Here is a 17,576-nt window from a genome sequence, read left to right on the forward strand (position 1 = left end):
CAGTCGCCTTGCTCATGATCAGCTACGCCGAAGCCCTTGCACTGATCCATCAGCAGGTCGCCACGCTTGCCAGCGAGTGGGCGGACAGTGCGGACGCGCAAGGCCGCGTGCTGGCACAGGCATTGTCGAGCCCGGCCGAGCTGCCGGCTTTCGATAACAGTGCGATGGATGGATTTGCGCTGGTCACTGCCGGCTGCGGCGCGCTTGCCGACAGCGAGCACGTGATCGAAGGGACCGTTGCCGCAGGTGCCGATGCGGGTGGCATTACGGCCGGCACCGCGTGGGGAATCATGACTGGTGCCGGCTTGCCTGCAAGTGCCGATGCAGTGGTGCCGATCGAACAGGTGGAGCTGCTGGCACATGACGGCGCACGCCCCAGCCGCATCCGGCTGCGCGCCGATGTGCGTGCCGGCCAGCACATTCGCCGGCGCGGTGAAGACGTGGCCTTGCACGATCGCGTGATCGAGGCCGGTACGGTACTGCGCGGTGCGCATCTGATGCTGTTGGCCGGGCTGGGCTGCGCGGGTGTGCAGGTGGTGCGGCGCCCGCGTGTGGCCTTGATCGCGACCGGCCGCGAGTTGGTCGGTGATCCTGCGCAGCCGCTGCAGCCCGGCCAGATCCGCGATGGCACCAGCAGCTATCTGCTCAGTCAATTGCAGGCCGCTGGTGCGCAAGTGGTGTGGCGCGGGCAAGTGGGCGATGACGATGTCGCCTTCGATGCGGCGCTCGCGCAGGCGCGACATGCGGAAGCCGACGTGATTCTGAGCACCGGTGCGGTGTCGCGTGGTCGCTACGATTTCGTGCCGGATGCGTTGGCGCGACATGGTGCGGCGTTGCTGTTTCACAAAGTCGCAGTGCGGCCCGGCAAGCCGGTGTTGTTGGCGCGCTTTGCAGACGGCGCGCTGTATTTCGGTTTGCCGGGCAATCCGATGGCCAGCGCTGCCGGGCTACGCTTTTTTGTCGAGCCGGCCTTGCGTGGTTTGCTGGGCATGCCTGCGGAGCGCGGTTTGCGGGTTGCGCTGCACACACCGATGCATGCACGACCGATCTGGCGGCAGCACCTGCGCGCACGTTTGAACTGCAGCGATGCCGGTGTGCTCTGCGTGCAGATCCTTCCGCAGCAAGAGTCGTTTCGCGTGGCGCCGTTGCTGCAGGCCAATGTGTGGGCGGTGCTGGAGCCGCAGGACGATGGCGCCGCGCCCAGTACGACGGCGCAGGTGTTCGGGCTGGGGCATCTGCAGCCTGCTGCGCCCGCGATCGCGCCATGAGCGTGCGTCGGCACGCAGCGCGACGCAGTGCCTGCGAGCAGGCGGCATGACCGCCACACACCCGTGGATCGGAGTGGTGCTGGCCGGCGGCCGTTCCTCGCGCATGGGCCAGGACAAGGCGCTGCTGCCGTGGCGCGGGCGTCCGCTGGTTGCGCATATGCAGGCGTTGCTGCGCGATGCCGGCGCGCTTGATGTAGTGATCAGTGGTGCTCGTCCTGGCTATGCAGGGATTGCCGATGCCCAGCCCGATCTGGGGCCGCTGGGCGGCCTGGCCAGCGTGATCGATCGTGTGGCCGACGCAACGACACTTGTGGTGGTGCCAGTCGACATGCCGCTGCTGTCCAGGCCATTGCTGGAGCGACTGCTGGCGCCACCACCGCAACGCTGCGTCGCTTTCGAAGACGAAATGTTGCCGATGCGTCTGTGCGTGGATGGCGTTGTGCGTGATGCGCTATCGGCCTTGATGTGTGGCGCTGCATCGTCACGCTCGCTGCGCGCCTTGCAGCGTTCACTGCAGTGCCATCGCGTGGCTGTCACCGCCAGCGAACGCGGCGCGTTCGTCAATTGCAATACGCCCGAGCAGTGGAGTCAGCTCAGTCATGAAAATCCAGATTGAAGGTCAGCAGCTGCGCTTTCGCATCGACGAAGCCGAATTGGCCGAGTTGCTTGCCGGGCGCACGGTCGATAACGAAAGCCGCTTGCCGAGCGGGCAGGGCGCGCGATTGGTGCGCCACAGTGTGAGCCTGACCGGCGGTCACGCGGCCTGCAACTGCGCCACCGATCATTGGCAGTTGTCGGTGCCGCGCGATGCGCTGGAGGAGCATGCACGGCAGTTGCCCAGCCGCGAAGGATTGAGCTTCAGCTTCGATGCCGGGGCTGGCCATGCCGAACACACGGCGTTGCGCGTGACCTTCGATATCGACGTGCGCGACAGTGCGCGTAAGCGATTTCCAAAAGCGTGATCCAGCTGCGGCCGTACGTGCGTGCCGCTTATGCGTTGGCGTGCATGTGCATGGCAATGCCGGGCACACGATCACACGCCAGGCCCCGCGCATGCAGCGCTGCTTCAATCGCAGCAGCATCGGCGTTGCTGTAGCCGGCGCCGCTGCGCAACGCGACCACGTGCAGGCCTTCTGTCGCCAGTTCCAGTAACAGATGCCGTTGTGCATCGGTATCGCGCGGCAAGGCGCGGCGTGAGGCATCGCGACGCGCCAGTTCCAGCACCGCATCGGGGATGTCGTCGCCGATCAGCAGCACGTCGGCCAGATTCATCGCGCGTAGCGCTTTCAAGGTGAGCAGGCCGGGATCGCCCGGGCCGGTGCCAACCAGTTGCACGCTGCCACGCGCCGGCACCGCGCCAGCATCGTCCAGTGCCGCGGTGAATGCGGTTTCGGCTGCGTCATCGTTGCCTGCTTGCAGCAGCAACGGCACGTCGCCATCGATGACGCGGTCGAACCAACGCCTGCGTCGATTCATATCGGGGAACTGGCTGCGGATGCGCTCGCGGTGATGCGCAAATAGTCCAGCGAAGCGGCCGACCGAGGCATCCAGCTCGCGCTCCAGCCGTTCGCGCAGACGCCGTGCCAGCATCGGGGCGGCGCCCGCGGAGGAGATGGCGATGACCAGCGGGTCGCGGTCCACGATCGCCGGCACCTGGTAGGTCGACAGCTCCGCATCGTCCACCACATTGACCAGGCGCTGACGCGCGCCGGCGGCAGTGGCGACACGTTGATTCAAGTCTGCGTCGTCGGTGGCGGCGACCACCAGCCACACGTCGTCGATCCAGGCTGGATCGAATTCGCCGCCCAACTGCTCGAAGCGACCGGCTTGCATCAACACATCGAGTTCGGGCGAGAGCGCATGCGCATACAGACGGATCTGCGCGCCGGCCTTGAGCAGGGCGAGCACCTTACGCGTGGCGACCTCGCCACCGCCGATCACCAACACGGGGCGCGCTTGCAGGTTTGCGAACAACGGGAACAACGGCATCAGACGGACTCCGAAAAGATGACTCGCACCGACAGCATGTTGCATGGCACCATCCAGCCACGTCCACGCCTCGCCGCCGCCAATGCGTGTTTTGCTGGTCAACGATACCGAAAAGCCGATTGGCGAACTGCGCCAGGCATTGACGCGTGCCGGTTATACGGTGCTCGACGATGTGGCCTCGGTCGGTGCGTTGCTGCATGCGGTGCAGAGCCAGCAGCCGGATGTGGTGGTGATCGATGTGGACTCGCCTTCGCGCGATACCTTGGAGCAACTGTCGATGCTGCACGCCCATGCGCCGCGCCCGGTGGTGATGTTTTCCGGCGACGGCGACGATGCGTTGATCCATGCGGCCGTCGGCGCAGGTGTCACCGCGTATGTGGTCGATGGCCTGGCACCGGCGCGGCTGGCGCCGATCGTGCAGGTGGCGCTTGCCCGATTCGCGCAGGAAACCAGCATGCGCAAGCGCCTGGACGATGTGCAGCAAGCCTTGCAGGACCGCAAGCAGATCGATCGCGCCAAGGGCCTGCTGATGGAAAAACGTGGCCTGAGCGAGGCCGACGCCTACGCGGCGCTGCGCCATCAAGCGATGAAGCAGGGCGTGAAACTAGCCGAAGTGGCGCGACGCATCGTGGCCATGGCCGAGCTGTTGGGATGAACACATGAACCAAGCCAATCTCCCCGTATTGCGCGTGGCCTACATGCCGCTGATCGATTGCGCACCGCTGATCGCGGCGCAACGGCTGGGCCTGGACCGCGCGCAGGGCTTGCAATTGGAGCTGCAGCGGCAAGCGTCATGGGCCGGCGTGCGCGACCGTCTGCTGGCCGGCGAGGTCGATGCGGCGCATGCCCTGGCCAGCCTGGTGTATGCGATCGATCTCGGCATTGCCGGGCCGCAATGCCCGATGGCGTTGTTGATGACGCTCAACCACAACGGCCAGGCGATCACGCTGGCACCTGCGCTCGCGCAGGCCTTGGCCGATGGTCACGCGTTGCCGCAGGTGCTGACCGGTCTGGGCCGCCGTGCGGTGTTTGCGCAGACCTTTCCCACCGGTACGCATGCGTTGTGGCTGTATTACTGGCTGGCCGCGTGCGGGGTGGACCCGATGCGCGATGTGGAGGTGCTCAGCATTCCGCCGCCGCAGATGCCCGAGGCCTTGGCTAGCGGGCTGGTCGATGGCTATTGCTCCGGCGAGCCGTGGGCCGCAGTGGCCGAGGCGCAGGGCAGCGGTCGCCGCGTGATCCGCAGCGGCGAGTTGTGGGCGGGGCATCCCGAAAAAGTGCTTGCCTGCCGGCGCGAGTTCGCTGCGCTGCAACCGGAGTTGACCGAGCGGCTGACCGCCAGCGTGCTGGAGGCCTGCCGCTGGCTGGATGCGGCGCCCGCCAATCGCGCGCAATGTGCGCAGTGGTTGGCCGAGCCGCAGCATATCGGTGTGTCGGCTGCGCATCTGGCGGCGTGTCTGGACGCCGATATCGAGATGCATGCGAACGATGCGACGGCGCTGGCCTTTCATCGCAATGGTGCGGTGAACATGCCGTGGCTGTCGGATGGCGAGTGGTTCCTGACCCAGTTTCAGCGCTGGGGCTGGCATGACATCCACGACGACGACATCGCACGGCTGCGCGACATACATCGGCTGGACAACTATCGGCGCGCGGCAGCCCGCGTGGGTGTAGCTGTGCCGGGGGACGATCACCGCAGTAATCGGTTGTTCGATGCGCTCTAGGGCGGATGACTACGACTGTGCAGCCGCCAGCTTAGAACACGTTGTCGGCAAGGCAAACAGCATGCACTCCTTATTCCTATACATGCCCGTAGTCACCTGAGGTCTGTGTCGGTTTTAGAGCGGTTGATCTTCGACTTGGTTGCAGGGCCCTTGCCCGCCCACCATCGCGGGACACGCCGCAAGTACGACCCTGTTACGCGGCATCCATGCCGCGTAAGGTCCCGCGACGGTGGGCGGGCAAGGACCGGTCGAGATGCTCGGTGTGCAGAGTTCTCAATAAAACAGCCTGCAAACTTCCTTGTGCGGTGTCCTCGCCGCTTGCGGGACCGTGTGGCGGCATGGATGCCGCCACCGAGCCTCCACGGACGGATTCACGGCGTGTCCCGCGAGCGGCGAGGGCACCGCGCGCTCGACTAACTCGGCTTTTGACCTAGATATTTGATCGGTGTCCACGCGTCCTAGATCAGGCTTCCTAGCGCCAGCCGCGCTGTAGTTTTGTTCGGCGCTATCGGGCGTGCCAAGCGGCAGAGCACTTGGTACACGACGCACGCTGTTGGTGCATTGCTGCACGAAAGACGGGAATGGTGGGCTGCACTGGCGTGTCGACAGGCCGTCGTTAAGTCGGACGCGCTGCATCCAAACCACTATTTTTCAATGACTTGTATCGTCGTGATGCTCAGGTGAGCAAGTTGGCACGTTGATTGCGTAGTGATTACGTGCAGGTGCAACGGCGTGCCTGCAACAACACGAACACGATGCAGTGGATCAACGGCGATCTGCATGCATCCAGGACAACGGCGTCCTTCCGGTTTTACCGGGGGGCGCCGTTTTTTTTTGGCCATCGCATTCGAAGAGGTCTCTATGCAGCGCTCGTTCTGGCGATCCGGGCACACGCCCACCTTGTTCGCATCCTTTCTGTATTTCGACCTGAGCTTCATGGTGTGGTATCTGCTTGGTCCGCTGCAGGTGCCGATCGCGCAAGCGCTGGGACTGGATACGCAGCAGCGTGCCTTGATGGTAGCGGTGCCGATTTTGTGCGGGGCGGTGTTGCGGCTGGTGCTGGGCATGCTGGCCGACCGCATCGGTGCCAAGCGCGCTGGCGTTGTCGCTCAACTTGCGGTGATTGCCTCGTTGTTCGGTGCATGGCAGTTGGGCGTGCATAGCATGGGGCAGGTGTTGTTGCTGGGCGTGCTGCTCGGCATTGCCGGCGCCTCGTTCGCCGTGGCGCTGCCGCTGGCCTCGCGCTGGTATCCGCCCGAGCATCAGGGCACCGCGATGGGCATCGCCGGTGCGGGGAATTCGGGTACGGTGCTGGCTGCATTGTTCGCACCGATGCTGGCGTTGGCGTTCGGTTATCAGAACGTGTTTGGGCTAGCGTGCATTCCATTACTGCTGACGCTGATCGTGTTCGTCTTGATCGCGAAAGAAGCACCCGCGCCGGTCGCGCGCAAGCGCTGGGCCGACTATGGCCGCGTGCTGGTGGGCAACCGCGATGCGTGGCGCTTCATGATTTTCTACTCGGTGACGTTTGGTGGGTTTTCCGGGTTTGCCAGTGCCTTGCCTGGCTACTTCCACGATCAGTTCGGCTTCGATGCGCGCACTGCAGGGTGGGCGACGGCTGCCTGCGTGTTGGCGGGTTCGGTGATGCGTCCATTGGGCGGTGTGATTGCCGACCGCGTTGGCGGCACGCGTGCCTTGCTCACGGTGTATCTGTTGGTTGCCGTGTTGGTGGGCATCGCAGGTTTCGGTGCCGGCGGCGCGATGGTGACGCTGGCGTTGTTTGTGTTGACCTTGTTATGCCTGGGAGCTGGCAATGGCGCGGTATTTCAGCTGGTTCCGCAGCGGTTTGCGCAGGATATCGGGGTGATGACCGGCCTGATCGGCATGGCCGGCGGCATCGGTGGATTTGCGCTTGCTGCAGGCTTGGGCGTGCTCAAGCAGCACACCGGCAGCTATGCGATCGGCATGTGGTTGTTTGCTGCCTTCGCACTCGGTGGCTGGGCGTTGCTGGCCGGGGTCAAGACGCAATGGCGTAGCGAATGGTCCAGCGCTGGCGCGGCGCGCGTCTGAACATGTCGACAGGAATCCAGGCAATGAAGCAACCCAGACTCGTCGTCATCGGCAATGGCATGGCCGGCATCCGCACCGTGGAGGAACTGCTCAAGCTGATGCCGGGCATGTATCACATCACCGTGTTCGGGGCCGAGCCGCATCCCAACTACAACCGCATCCTGCTCTCGCCGGTGTTGGCCGGCGAGCAGGAGTTCGACGATATCGTGCTCAATCCGTTGCAGTGGTATCAGGACAACGGGATTCACCTGCACTTGAACAAGGAAGTCACGCGCATCGATCGCGTGCGCCGTCGTGTGATCGCTGCCGATGGCACCGAGGCCGAGTACGACCGCTTGTTGATCGCCACCGGCTCGGTGCCGTTCGTGTTGCCGATTCCCGGTAACGACTTGAAGGGCGTGATTGGATACCGCGATATCCAGGACACGCGCACGATGATCGAGACCGCGCGCAGCAAGCAGCACGCGGTGGTGATCGGTGGCGGCTTGCTCGGTCTGGAAGCGGCCAATGGGTTGAAAGTACGCGGGATGGACGTGACCGTGGTGCACCTGGCCGGTTGGTTGCTGGAGCGTCAGCTCGACCCGGTGGCTGGTGGTTTGTTGCAGCAGGCGCTGCGTGCACGCGGGCTGGAGTTCAAGCTGAGTACTGCGACCAGTGCGCTGCTGGGCAATGCGCAGGGCGAAGTGATCGGCGTGAGGTTCGCCGATGGCAGCGAGATCCCGGCCGATCTGGTGGTGATGGCAGCGGGCATCCGCCCAAACACGCGGCTGGCCGAAGAGGCCGGCATCCACTGTTCGCGTGGCATCGTGGTCAACGACAGTCTGCAGAGCTTCGACCCACGCGTGTATGCGGTGGGCGAGTGCGCAAATCATCGGGGCATTGCGTACGGTCTGGTGGCGCCGTTGTTCGAGCAGGCCAAGGTGTGCGCGAATCATCTGGCGCAGTTCGGTATCGGCATCTATCGCGGTTCGGTGGCCTCGACCAAGCTCAAGGTCACCGGGATCGATCTGTTTTCGGCCGGCGATTTCATGGGCGGCGATGGCTGTGAGGAGATCGTACTGTCCGACCCGGCCGGCGGGGTCTACAAGAAATTGGTGATCCGCGATGACGTACTGGTCGGCGCGTGTCTATACGGCGACACCAGCGATGGAGGCTGGTATTTCAAGTTGCTCAAGGACGGCACACCGATCCAGGCGCAGCGCGATCAATTGATCTTCGGCGAAAGCGCGCTGGGCGATGCCGGAACCGGCGGCCAGGACCGTGCCAGTGCGATGGCCGACAGCGACGAGGTCTGCGGCTGCAATGGCGTGTGCAAGGGCACGATCGTGAAAGCGATCAGCGAGCAAGGCCTGTTCACTGTCGATGACGTCAAGAAGAACACCAAGGCGGCGAGTTCGTGCGGCTCGTGCACCGGGCTGGTCGAGCAGATCCTGATGAACTGCCTGGGCTCCAACTTTCAGGAAACCCCGAAAACCAAGGCGGTTTGCGCGTGCACCGATCTGAGTCATGGCGAAGTGCGGCGCGCCATTCGCGAACACAAATTGCTGACCCACGCGCAGGCCTACGCCTTCATGGAATGGCGCACGCCCAACGGCTGTGCGACCTGCCGGCCGGCGATCAACTACTACATGTTGTCGACCTGGCCGCATGAGGCCATCGACGACCCGCAGTCGCGTTTCATCAACGAGCGGGCGCACGCCAACATCCAGAAGGACGGCACCTTCTCGGTGATTCCACAGATGAAGGGCGGAGTGACCAATGCCAGCGAGCTGCGCCGCATTGCCGATGTTGCCGACAAATATGCGGTGCCGATGGTCAAGGTGACCGGCGGCCAACGCATCGATCTGCTCGGGGTCAAGAAAGAGGATCTGGTGGATGTGTGGCGTGATCTGGGCATGCAATCCGGGCATGCGTACGGCAAGTCGATCCGCACGGTGAAGACCTGCGTGGGCAGCGAGTTCTGCCGCTTCGGCACCCAGAACAGCACGCAGATGGGCATCGATCTGGAAACCATGCTGGCCAATATGTGGAGCCCGCACAAGGTGAAGCTGGCAGTGTCCGGTTGCCCGCGCAACTGCGCCGAATCCGGCATCAAGGACGTGGGCATCATCGCGGTGGACTCGGGCTGGGAGCTGCATATCGGCGGCAATGGCGGCATCAAGACCGAAGTGGCGCGCTTTCTGGTCAAGGTGACCACCGCCGAGGAAGTGCGCGAATACACCGGCGCGTTCTTGCAGCTGTATCGCGAGCAAGCCTACTACCTGGATCGCACCGTGCACTACATTGCACGCGTGGGGCTGGACTATATCCGCGAGCAAGTGGTCGATGACGCGGCCAATCGCCGTGCCTTGTACGACCGCTTGCTGTATTCGCTGGAAGGCCTGGTCGACCCGTGGAAGGCGCGTATCGCAGGCGAGCGGCGACAGGAATACCAAACGCTGCGTATCGCCGCGCCGGCCGCAACGGTGGAGGAATGAGCATGCAGGAAAACGCCTGGATCCGCGTCTGCGCGCTGCAGGAATTGCCTGCATTGGGCGCACGTGTACTCGATATCGACGGCATCCCGCCGATTGCCTTGTTCCGCACCGCCAGCGATCAGGTGTTCGCGTTGCGCGACCGTTGCCCGCACAAGGGCGGCCCGTTGTCGCAAGGGATTGTCGCCGGCGAAACCGTGACCTGCCCGTTGCATGGGTGGGCGATTGCCTTGCAGAGCGGCCAGGCCTGCGCACCGGATGTGGGCTGCGCGCCGCGTTACCCGGTCAAGGTGGAAGCCGACGCGGTGTGGATCGTGTTGCAGCCGGTGTCGCAACCCGACGCAATCGCCGAGCCAGCCGCATGAGCGAAGGTCTGCAGCCCGCATCAAGCGGCGAGGCGGTGCAGCCGCACGCATCCTCGCCGATGCATCGCATCACACGTTCGACCTGCTGCTACTGCGGCGTTGGCTGCGGGGTACTGATCCACAGCGAGCACGACACCAATGGTGAGCGCATCGTCGGGATCGAAGGCGACCCGCTGCATCCAGCCAATCATGGGCGCTTGTGCAGCAAGGGCCTGGCCTTGCCGCAGACCGTCGCCAGTACGCAGGGGCGCGTGCTTGAACCCGAGCTGCGTCGTCATCGGCAGGCACCGCGGGCGGCGGTGAGCTGGGATCAAGCCCTGCAGCATGTGAGCAGCAAACTGGCAGCGATCATCGAGGAGCATGGCCCGGATGCGGTGGCGTTTTATCTCTCCGGGCAATTGCTGACCGAGGACTATTACGTCTTCAACAAGCTCGCCAAGGGCCTGCTCGGCACCAACAATATCGACACCAACTCGCGCCTGTGCATGTCCAGCGCGGTCACCGGCTACAAGCTTGCCCTGGGCGCTGATGGTCCGCCGACCTGTTACGAAGATCTGGAACTGGCGCAGACCGTGCTGTTTGCCGGCAGCAACATGGCGTATGCGCATCCGGTGCTGTTTCGCCGGCTGGAAGCTGCGCGCGCACGCAACCCCGAGATTCGCTGGATCGTGATCGATCCGCGTCGCACCGACACCGCGGCCATGGCCGACCTGCACCTGGCGATCGAGCCCGGAACCGACGTCGCACTGTTCAACGGCATGCTGCATCACCTGATCTGGGAGGGTCTGGTGGATGCGCGTTTCGTTGCGGCGCATACCGAGGATTTCGACGCCCTCAAGCACATGCTGCGCGAATACACCCCGCGCATGAGCGCCGAGATCTGCGGTATCTCGCATGAGGACCTGGTGCAGGCGGCCGAGTGGTTCGGGCGCAGCCCGGCGGCGTTGTCGCTGTATTGCATGGGCTTGAATCAATCCGCGCATGGCACCGACAAGAATCTGGCCCTGATCAATCTGCATCTGGCGACAGGGCAGATCGGCAAGCCTGGCGCCGGACCGTTTTCGCTGACCGGCCAACCCAATGCAATGGGTGGGCGCGAGGTCGGCGGCATGGCGACGATGCTGGCGGCGCATCGCGAGATCGGCAATGCCGACGACCGTGCGGAACTGGAACGCCTGTGGAACTTGCCTGCCGGCCGTCTGAGCGCCACTGCAGGCACGCCCGCGGTGCAGTTGTTCGAGCGCCTGCGTGCCGGCACGCTGAAAGCGGTATGGATTGTCTGCACCAACCCCGTGCATTCGATGCCGGAGGTGGAGGGCATCCGCGCCGCACTGGAACAGGCCGAGCTGGTGATCGTGCAGGACGCGTTTTCCGGCACCGACACCGTGCCCTATGCCGATGTGCTGTTGCCTGCAGCCAGTTGGGGCGAGAAGGACGGCACCGTGACCAACTCCGAGCGCCGCATCACGCGCGTGCGCAAGGCGGTGGAAGCACCTGGCCAGGCGCGTGCGGATTGGTGGATCGCGCGCGAGGTGGCACGCCGTCTCGAAGCACGTCTGGCACCTGCCGATGGCGCAGGCTTGTTCGCGTTCGATACCACTGCGCAGATCTTCGACGAGCATCGTGCGCTGACGGTGGGCCGCGATCTGGATATCGGCGGGCTGGATTACGCGATGCTGGATTGCGGGCCGCAGCAATGGCCGTTTCCTGCCGGTGCCGCGCACGGGCAGGTGCGGCGCTATACCGATGGCGTGTTTGCCACCAGTAATGGGCGTGCGCGCTTCCACGCCACGCCGTATCGCAAGGTGGCCGAGCCAACCTCGGCACGCTTTCCGATGCGGCTGCTGACCGGCCGCCTGCGCGACCAGTGGCATGGCATGTCGCGCAGCGGACGCGTGCCTGCGGCGTTTGCGCATAGTCCGGAACCGGCGTTGCGCATGCATCCGGACGATGCAACGCGACGCGGTCTGGTCGCCGGCGAACTGGTGCAGATTGCGAGCAAGCGCGGCGCGCTGGTGTTGCCGCTGGAACTTTCCGACGAACTGCGCTCGGGTACCGTGTTCGCCGCAATGCATTGGAGCGGGCAGAGCCTGTCCAGTGGCGGCATCAATGAAGTGTGCAGCCCGGCGGTGGATGCGCGCTCGCAGCAGCCCGAGCTCAAGCACGCCGCAGTGCGGGTGGAGAAGGCCGTGTTCGGCTGGCATCTACTCGCGGCCCGGCGCGGTAATGCGTTGGCCTTGCAACAGACGCTGCAGCCGCTGTTGCGCGACTGCGGCTATGCATCGCTGCGGCTGCATGCCGAGCCGCTGGCGGAGGCGGGCGGGCACTGGGCGGTGTTGCATGCCGCCTGCGAACACGCACCGGAGGCGCAATGGATCGATCGCCTGGTGGCCGCCTTGCAACTGCCGTCCGGCGTGGACGTCCTGGAATACCGCGATCTGCGCCGCGGCCTGATGCGCCGCGTCGGCTGGCGCATGCAGGACGGTCACAGCCATATCGATGGCTTGCTGCTCACTGCTGCGCAGCCCAGTGAAGCCAATCACGCCTTGCTTGCTACCGCATTGGCAGGCCAGGCGTGGCGTGGTCCGCGGCTGGCGGTGTTCGCGCAGACGCAACGCACGCCGAGCGACCCGATCGTGTGCACCTGCATGCAGGTGTCGACGTCTGCGATTCATGCCGCCATCGACGACGGCGCCGATCTGGATCAGCTCAAACAACGCCTGGGCTGCGGCAGCGTCTGCGGCTCCTGTGTTCCGCAACTCACCCGGCTGTGCCGGCAACCACGGCTCGCCTGAGCGCACGTCCTTACCTCCACACACTGCGAGATCTTTCTCATGTCCGTCAGTCATTCCTGCACGCGCGATGTGGTGTTGTTGTCTGCCGGCCCCGGCGATCTGGAACTGCTCACGATCAAGGCGGTCAAGGCGCTTGCTGCCGCGCAAGTGGTATTGCTGGACGATCTGGCCAACCCGCAGATCGTCGAACTCGCACCGCAGGCGCGGGTGATCCGGGTCGGCAAGCGCGGTGGTTGCAGATCGACGCCACAGGACTTCATCTGCCGGTTGATGCGGCGCTACGCCTTGCAAGGCTTGCGCGTGGTGCGCGTCAAAGGGGGCGATGCACTCCTGTTCGGGCGCGCAGGGGAGGAAATCAGCTTCCTGCGCCGCGCCGGGGTGGGTGTGCAGATCATCAACGGCGTCAGTGCCGCATTCGCCGCCGCCTCCGCGCTGGAAGTGTCGTTGACCCACCGCAGCCATTGCCACGGCATCACTTTCGTCACCGCGCATACGCACGATCACGGCGAGCCGAATTGGGGCGCGCTTGCTGCCAGCGGCACGACGCTGGGGATCTACATGGGGCTGCGGCGCGCCGATGCATTGGCCAGTGCGTTGCTGGCGCATCTGCCCGCAAGCACGCCGGCGGCCATCGTGCAGGCCGCTACGCGGCCCGAGCAGCAACGCCGGCTCACTACATTGGGCGAGCTTGGAAGCACCGCTGCGGCACTGCTACCGGGTTTGCCGACCTTGCTGCTGGTCGGCGCTGCGTTATCCGAGGCGGCAGTGCAGTGCGATGATCGTTTCGGTGTGATGTTGGAGCAGGCGGTGGGTTGAGCGCGATTTCAAAGCGGGGGTTTGCAGCGTGGTGCGCGCCGCTTCATCGCGAAAAAGATGCTCACTGCACAACGCGACGTGCCAACAGGCGACGCGCATGCCGCAAGGCGATGCGCTCATAACACAGGTGATAGACCACGCCGAGCAGCAGTGCGGCGCTCACGCTGAGCAGCAGGTTCACCGGCCAGGTGGCCAGCGGCCCGAGTCGGCGTGTGGTGCGCGCCACCAGCGACATCAGCGGCATATGCACCAGGTAGATGGCGTACGATGCATTGCCGAGCAACAGCAGGGTCGGGCCGATGCGTAGCCAGCCGCGCCATTCGGCCCGCACCAGGCCGACCAATACGCCGGCGATCGCCAGGCCGAGCAGCGGCGAATGCATGCGTTGCATGCCATCGATCACGAAGCACAGCAACGCGACGACCGCGACAGCACTGCTGACCCAGACAGTCCATGGTGCAGTGCTCAGCACCGCGCGTGCGGCCAGCATGCCGAAGACGAATTCCAGGGTGATGGGATGCAGCAGCAGTGCACGCCAGGACAGATCGACCGGCTGTGCAAACGGTGCGCCAACTGCCGCGTAAAGCAGCGTCACGCTTGCCCAGAGCACTGCGCACCGCAACGGATGCCCGCTGCGAAAGAACAACCACGCCAGCGCGTAGAACATCAGCTCGTAACTCAGCGTCCACGCCACGCCCAGGGCGGAGGCTCCATCGACCGGCAGCAGGGTCAGCGTGGCAAACCACGACCAACCCATGTCGCCATCATCCAGGCTGGGCCGCAGCGTGTAGGTCAGCGCCAACGCAACACCCACCGGCCAGTACGGCAGATAGATGCGGCTGATGCGGCTGCCGGCATAGTCGCGGCTCCAGCCTGGCGTGCCCGCGCTGGCGTGGTTGACGTAGTAGATGATGAAGCCCGACAGCACGAAGAAAAAATCCACGCCCAGATAGCCGTGCGCCAATGCCGCAGCCAGCCATGCGGGTAACGGCTGCACCAGGTGCGTGGTGGGCAGCACGCTGTGGCTGAGTACCACCATCATCGCGGCCAGCGCACGCCCGGCCTGCAGGACGCGGATGGTGGGACGGGCAGGCAGCGCTGCCATCGGCTGCGGCATCGGCACGCGGACGCAGGCCGATGTCCCTGCGCTCAGGCGGCCATTTCCGCAGCGTCGGCAAAGACGCTGGCCTGTTCCGCACGTAGCCGGTCGATCAGGCGGTTGGCCGGCAGCTGCACGTCGTCGTAAGTCAGCACCTGGTCCTTGGCCACCGCATGCCGCAGCACACAGCCTTCGGCCACGCCCATCGGCAGCAGCCGTGCGTTTGCGGTGCTATCGGCGCGCTCGCACTGGCCGTAGCTCATGTAGCCGCCGAGCCCGTCGATGGTTTCGCCAGTGGCCAGATCGCGTTTGGCGGTGGCGATCACTTCCACCAGCGGCGCACCCAATGGTTGCAGCACCGCATCGCCGAGCAGCACCACGCGCGCCACCGACAACGGCACTTCGAAATGGCACAGGTGATACGGCGTGTAGAAGCTGTACAGCGGGCCTTCGCCGAGCTTGTAGAGATTGAGGTAATGCTGCTGTTTGGCATCCTCGTGACTGGCCAGCACGAACACGCCGGGCGAGGGCAGGGCGCCCACCACGTAATCCACCACGCCGCCCACTGCACGTAACGCCTCGATGTCGTAACGCTTGGTCAATGCGTCCACATGCCCGCGATGCTCATAGCCGGTCATGCCGCGCTGCAGGATCGACATACCGGTGCCGTTGGCCACGATCGCCTGTTCAAAGCTGATCTTGGTGCCATCGGCAAAACTGGTGACCATATGCGGGTCCTGGCCCCACTTCGCGGCGAAGCCGGCTTGTGTAGCCGGTGTGCGATACGGGTCCTGCAAGCCTTTGATGTTGCCGCACAGCAGCGGCGTCAAACCGATCGAGCGCACGAACCGATACAGGTTCATCTGCACGCCGGGCTGGTCGCCATCGCAGGCGCTGAAGATCACCCCGGCCGCATCGGCCTTGCGCTTGAGCAGCGGGCCGACGGTGCCGTCGAGCTCGGCATTCATCGTGACCATGTGGCGGCCATGGGCGATGGCGCCCAGGCTGATGTGCGCGCCGTACTCGATGGCGCCGGTGGCATCGATCAGGCAATCCAGTGCGTCGCATTCGTAGACCAATGCAGGGTCATCGGTCACGGCAGGAATGCCGGCAGCCATCTGGCGCTTCAATTCGGTGGCGCCATCCACCACACGTGCATGCTGGCCGGCCTGGCGGTACGCCTCCAGCGCCTTGTCCACGCTGCGGTTGCAGATCACCGACACCCGCATGCCCGGCACCGAGTGCGCGATCTGGTTGACGATGCCGCGTGCCATGAAGCCCGCACCGTACAGGCCAACCCGCAATGGGCGACCTGCATCGGCGCGTGCCTGCAAGAGACGATCGATATTCATGCGCGCTCCTTCTGGGTATGCCCGGCAAGCTGCGCAATGCCGTGCTGGTGTTCGTTGAAGTCTGGCCAGGCGGCATCCTTGTCGGACACCAGCTGCGGCTCGAGCGGCCACTGCAGGCCCAGACGTGGATCGTTCCAGCGCAAGCCGCGCTCGGCCTGCGGCGTGTACATCGCACTGGCGAAGTAGAAGGCTTCGGTCTGCGGCTGCAAGGTGATGAAGCCATGCGCAAAGCCGCGCGGCACGTACAGCGCCAGGCGATTGTCTGCAGTCAATTCGGTGCCGTACCACTGCAGGTAGGTGCGCGAATCCGGGCGCAGATCCACGATCGCATCCCATAGCCCACCGCGAATGCAGCGCACGATCTTGACCTCGGCGGCAGGCGGCAATTGGTAGTGCATGCCGCGCAAGGTGCCGGCCTGCGCGTTGAACGAATTGTTGACCTGCACGAACTGATCGACCAGGCCGGCCTGGGCCATTTCCTGGGTGCAAAACACCCTTGCAAACCAACCGCGCGCATCGCCACGTTGCTGCGGCTCGATTACAAACGCGCCTGCCAACGGGGTAGGGTGAAAGATCATGCAGCCACCCTCAGGTCCGCTGCGAGGGTGCCGGCATCGACCAACTGCTGCAGGATGCGCAGCCGGATGAAGTTCGAGCTCTGGCGGAAGTCGCCATCGGTGAAGCCAGCGCGCTGCAGATCGTCGCGGAGTTCGGTGATGGTGGAGCGCAGGGTTTCCTGCGGTTGATGCTCGGGAGCCAGACGTTCGAACAGGGAAAAATCCACACGATACGAGCGGCTGTCGGCCGGCGCGTTGCTGGAGATCGACACCGTTGCGCTGGGAATCGCCACACCGACCGCATGCGCCAAATCGCGTACCTGTACATTCCAGCGTGCCGAGCCGGCATTGACGAACAGAAACTGCCCACCGGCCAGCGTTGTACGGCTCAATGCCCAGTCGATGGCGCGCGCCATATCGCGCACATGGATCAACGGTCGCCACGGCGAGCCATCCGACAGGACCTCCACGGTGCCGTTGGCGACGGCGCTGGCGACGAAATCGTTGAGCACCAGATCCAGCCGCAGGCGTGGCGAGGCGCCGCAGGCAGTGGCAAAACGCAGGCAGGTGATCACCATGTCGGTGTCCAGCTGCGCAAGCGCACGTTCGGTATCGATCTTGGAATGCGCATACGCGGTCAGCGGGGCGATGGCGCTGGTTTCCGAGCGCGGCGTGCCATCGGCGGCTGCCCCATACACGCTGCAGCTGGAGGCGAACACGAAGTGGCGCACGCCGGCCTGTGCGGCGGCATGTGCCACGGCAACGCTCGCCTTGCAGTTGATCGCGTCGGTGACCAGCTCGAAGCGCTTGCCCATCGCATCGTTGGAGATCGCCGCCAGGTGCACCACCGCGTCGAAACCCTGCAGTTGCTGCGCGGTGAGGTCGCGCACATCGCCGAACCATTGCTGGTCCAGCACCACTTCCGGCAGGCGCCGCGGGTCGGACAGGCAATGCGCGAACCAGCCGCGATCCAGCCCCACCAACCAGGCCTGCGGATAGCGTTGTCGCAAATGGGCGGCCACTACTGGCCCGATATAGCCCATGTTGCCGGTGATCAGAATGCGCAT

General features: G+C 64.8%; 15 protein-coding genes. 10 read left to right on the forward strand and 5 right to left on the reverse strand.

Translation table 11 applies throughout. The annotated features are described in order from the left end of the window. The first annotated feature begins 14 nt into the window (after positions 1 to 14). The 3 genes from FFY45_RS14185 to FFY45_RS14195 are packed head-to-tail and all read left to right on the forward strand — an operon-like array spanning position 15 to position 2,230. Positions 15 to 1,268, forward strand: a complete 1,254-nt coding sequence (locus FFY45_RS14185) for a molybdopterin molybdotransferase MoeA (RefSeq protein WP_176340915.1) — start codon at positions 15 to 17, stop codon at positions 1,266 to 1,268. A 46-nt stretch (positions 1,269 to 1,314) separates the two neighbouring features. Further along, positions 1,315 to 1,884: a molybdenum cofactor guanylyltransferase gene (locus tag FFY45_RS14190; protein WP_176340916.1), complete on the forward strand. Its 570-nt coding sequence runs from the start codon at positions 1,315 to 1,317 to the stop codon at positions 1,882 to 1,884. Further along, positions 1,868 to 2,230 (forward strand): hypothetical protein, encoded by a 363-nt coding sequence (locus FFY45_RS14195; RefSeq protein WP_176340917.1) that lies wholly within the window; start codon positions 1,868 to 1,870, stop codon positions 2,228 to 2,230. Before FFY45_RS14190 ends, FFY45_RS14195 begins: the two co-directional genes overlap by 17 nt. Before the next feature lie 28 nt (positions 2,231 to 2,258). Here FFY45_RS14195 and FFY45_RS14200 read toward each other — a convergent pair whose 3' ends face one another. Next, complete coding sequence (locus tag FFY45_RS14200; RefSeq protein WP_176340918.1) at positions 2,259 to 3,257, reverse strand: NAD(P)-dependent oxidoreductase; 999 nt, start codon at positions 3,255 to 3,257, stop codon at positions 2,259 to 2,261. Positions 3,258 to 3,339: 82 nt separating this feature from the next. Here FFY45_RS14200 and FFY45_RS14205 point away from each other — a divergent pair, with 82 nt between their 5' ends. From FFY45_RS14205 to cobA, 7 genes are all read left to right on the forward strand, one after another. Then, entirely contained in the window at positions 3,340 to 3,912 is a 573-nt protein-coding gene (locus FFY45_RS14205; protein ID WP_176340963.1) for an ANTAR domain-containing response regulator, read from the forward strand. Between the two features lie 4 nt (positions 3,913 to 3,916). Continuing rightward, positions 3,917 to 4,981, forward strand: a complete 1,065-nt coding sequence (locus FFY45_RS14210; protein ID WP_176340919.1) for a CmpA/NrtA family ABC transporter substrate-binding protein — start codon at positions 3,917 to 3,919, stop codon at positions 4,979 to 4,981. A 900-nt stretch (positions 4,982 to 5,881) separates the two neighbouring features. After that, positions 5,882 to 7,051 (forward strand): nitrate/nitrite transporter, encoded by a 1,170-nt coding sequence (locus FFY45_RS14215; protein WP_176340964.1) that lies wholly within the window; start codon positions 5,882 to 5,884, stop codon positions 7,049 to 7,051. A 23-nt stretch (positions 7,052 to 7,074) separates the two neighbouring features. Then, a complete protein-coding gene (gene nirB / locus FFY45_RS14220; protein ID WP_176340920.1) occupies positions 7,075 to 9,528 on the forward strand; it encodes a nitrite reductase large subunit NirB in 2,454 nt (817 codons plus the stop codon). After that, positions 9,525 to 9,890, forward strand: coding sequence for a nitrite reductase small subunit NirD (gene nirD / locus FFY45_RS14225; RefSeq protein WP_084217878.1), 366 nt, complete (start codon positions 9,525 to 9,527; stop codon positions 9,888 to 9,890). The genes nirB and nirD overlap by 4 nt, the downstream gene beginning before the upstream one ends. Positions 9,891 to 9,949: 59 nt before the next feature. After that, the gene (locus tag FFY45_RS14230) at positions 9,950 to 12,685 is read left to right on the forward strand and encodes a nitrate reductase (protein ID WP_500692577.1); all 2,736 of its coding nucleotides are present in this window, start codon (positions 9,950 to 9,952) and stop codon (positions 12,683 to 12,685) included. 69 nt (positions 12,686 to 12,754) lie between these two features. Then, positions 12,755 to 13,501, forward strand: coding sequence for a uroporphyrinogen-III C-methyltransferase (cobA, locus tag FFY45_RS14235; RefSeq protein ID WP_176340965.1), 747 nt, complete (start codon positions 12,755 to 12,757; stop codon positions 13,499 to 13,501). Positions 13,502 to 13,562: 61 nt separating this feature from the next. Here cobA and FFY45_RS14240 read toward each other — a convergent pair whose 3' ends face one another. From FFY45_RS14240 to FFY45_RS14255, 4 genes are read right to left on the reverse strand one after another with little or no spacing between them, the layout of a single operon-like run. Beyond that, on the reverse strand, positions 13,563 to 14,606 hold the full coding sequence (locus FFY45_RS14240) for an acyltransferase family protein (RefSeq protein WP_176340922.1): 1,044 nt from the start codon (positions 14,604 to 14,606) through the stop codon (positions 13,563 to 13,565). Between the two features lie 44 nt (positions 14,607 to 14,650). Further along, positions 14,651 to 15,952, reverse strand: a complete 1,302-nt coding sequence (locus tag FFY45_RS14245) for an NAD(P)H-dependent oxidoreductase (RefSeq protein ID WP_176340923.1) — start codon at positions 15,950 to 15,952, stop codon at positions 14,651 to 14,653. Beyond that, entirely contained in the window at positions 15,949 to 16,530 is a 582-nt protein-coding gene (rfbC, locus tag FFY45_RS14250; protein ID WP_176340924.1) for a dTDP-4-dehydrorhamnose 3,5-epimerase, read from the reverse strand. The genes FFY45_RS14245 and rfbC overlap by 4 nt, the downstream gene beginning before the upstream one ends. Continuing rightward, positions 16,527 to 17,576 carry an NAD-dependent epimerase/dehydratase family protein gene (locus FFY45_RS14255; RefSeq protein ID WP_176340925.1) on the reverse strand — a complete coding sequence of 350 codons (1,050 nt, stop codon included), beginning with the start codon at positions 17,574 to 17,576 and terminating at the stop codon, positions 16,527 to 16,529. Before FFY45_RS14255 ends, rfbC begins: the two co-directional genes overlap by 4 nt.

The sequence above is a fragment of the Xanthomonas hortorum genome (assembly GCF_011305375.1).
GTDB lineage: Bacteria > Pseudomonadota > Gammaproteobacteria > Xanthomonadales > Xanthomonadaceae > Xanthomonas > Xanthomonas hortorum_E.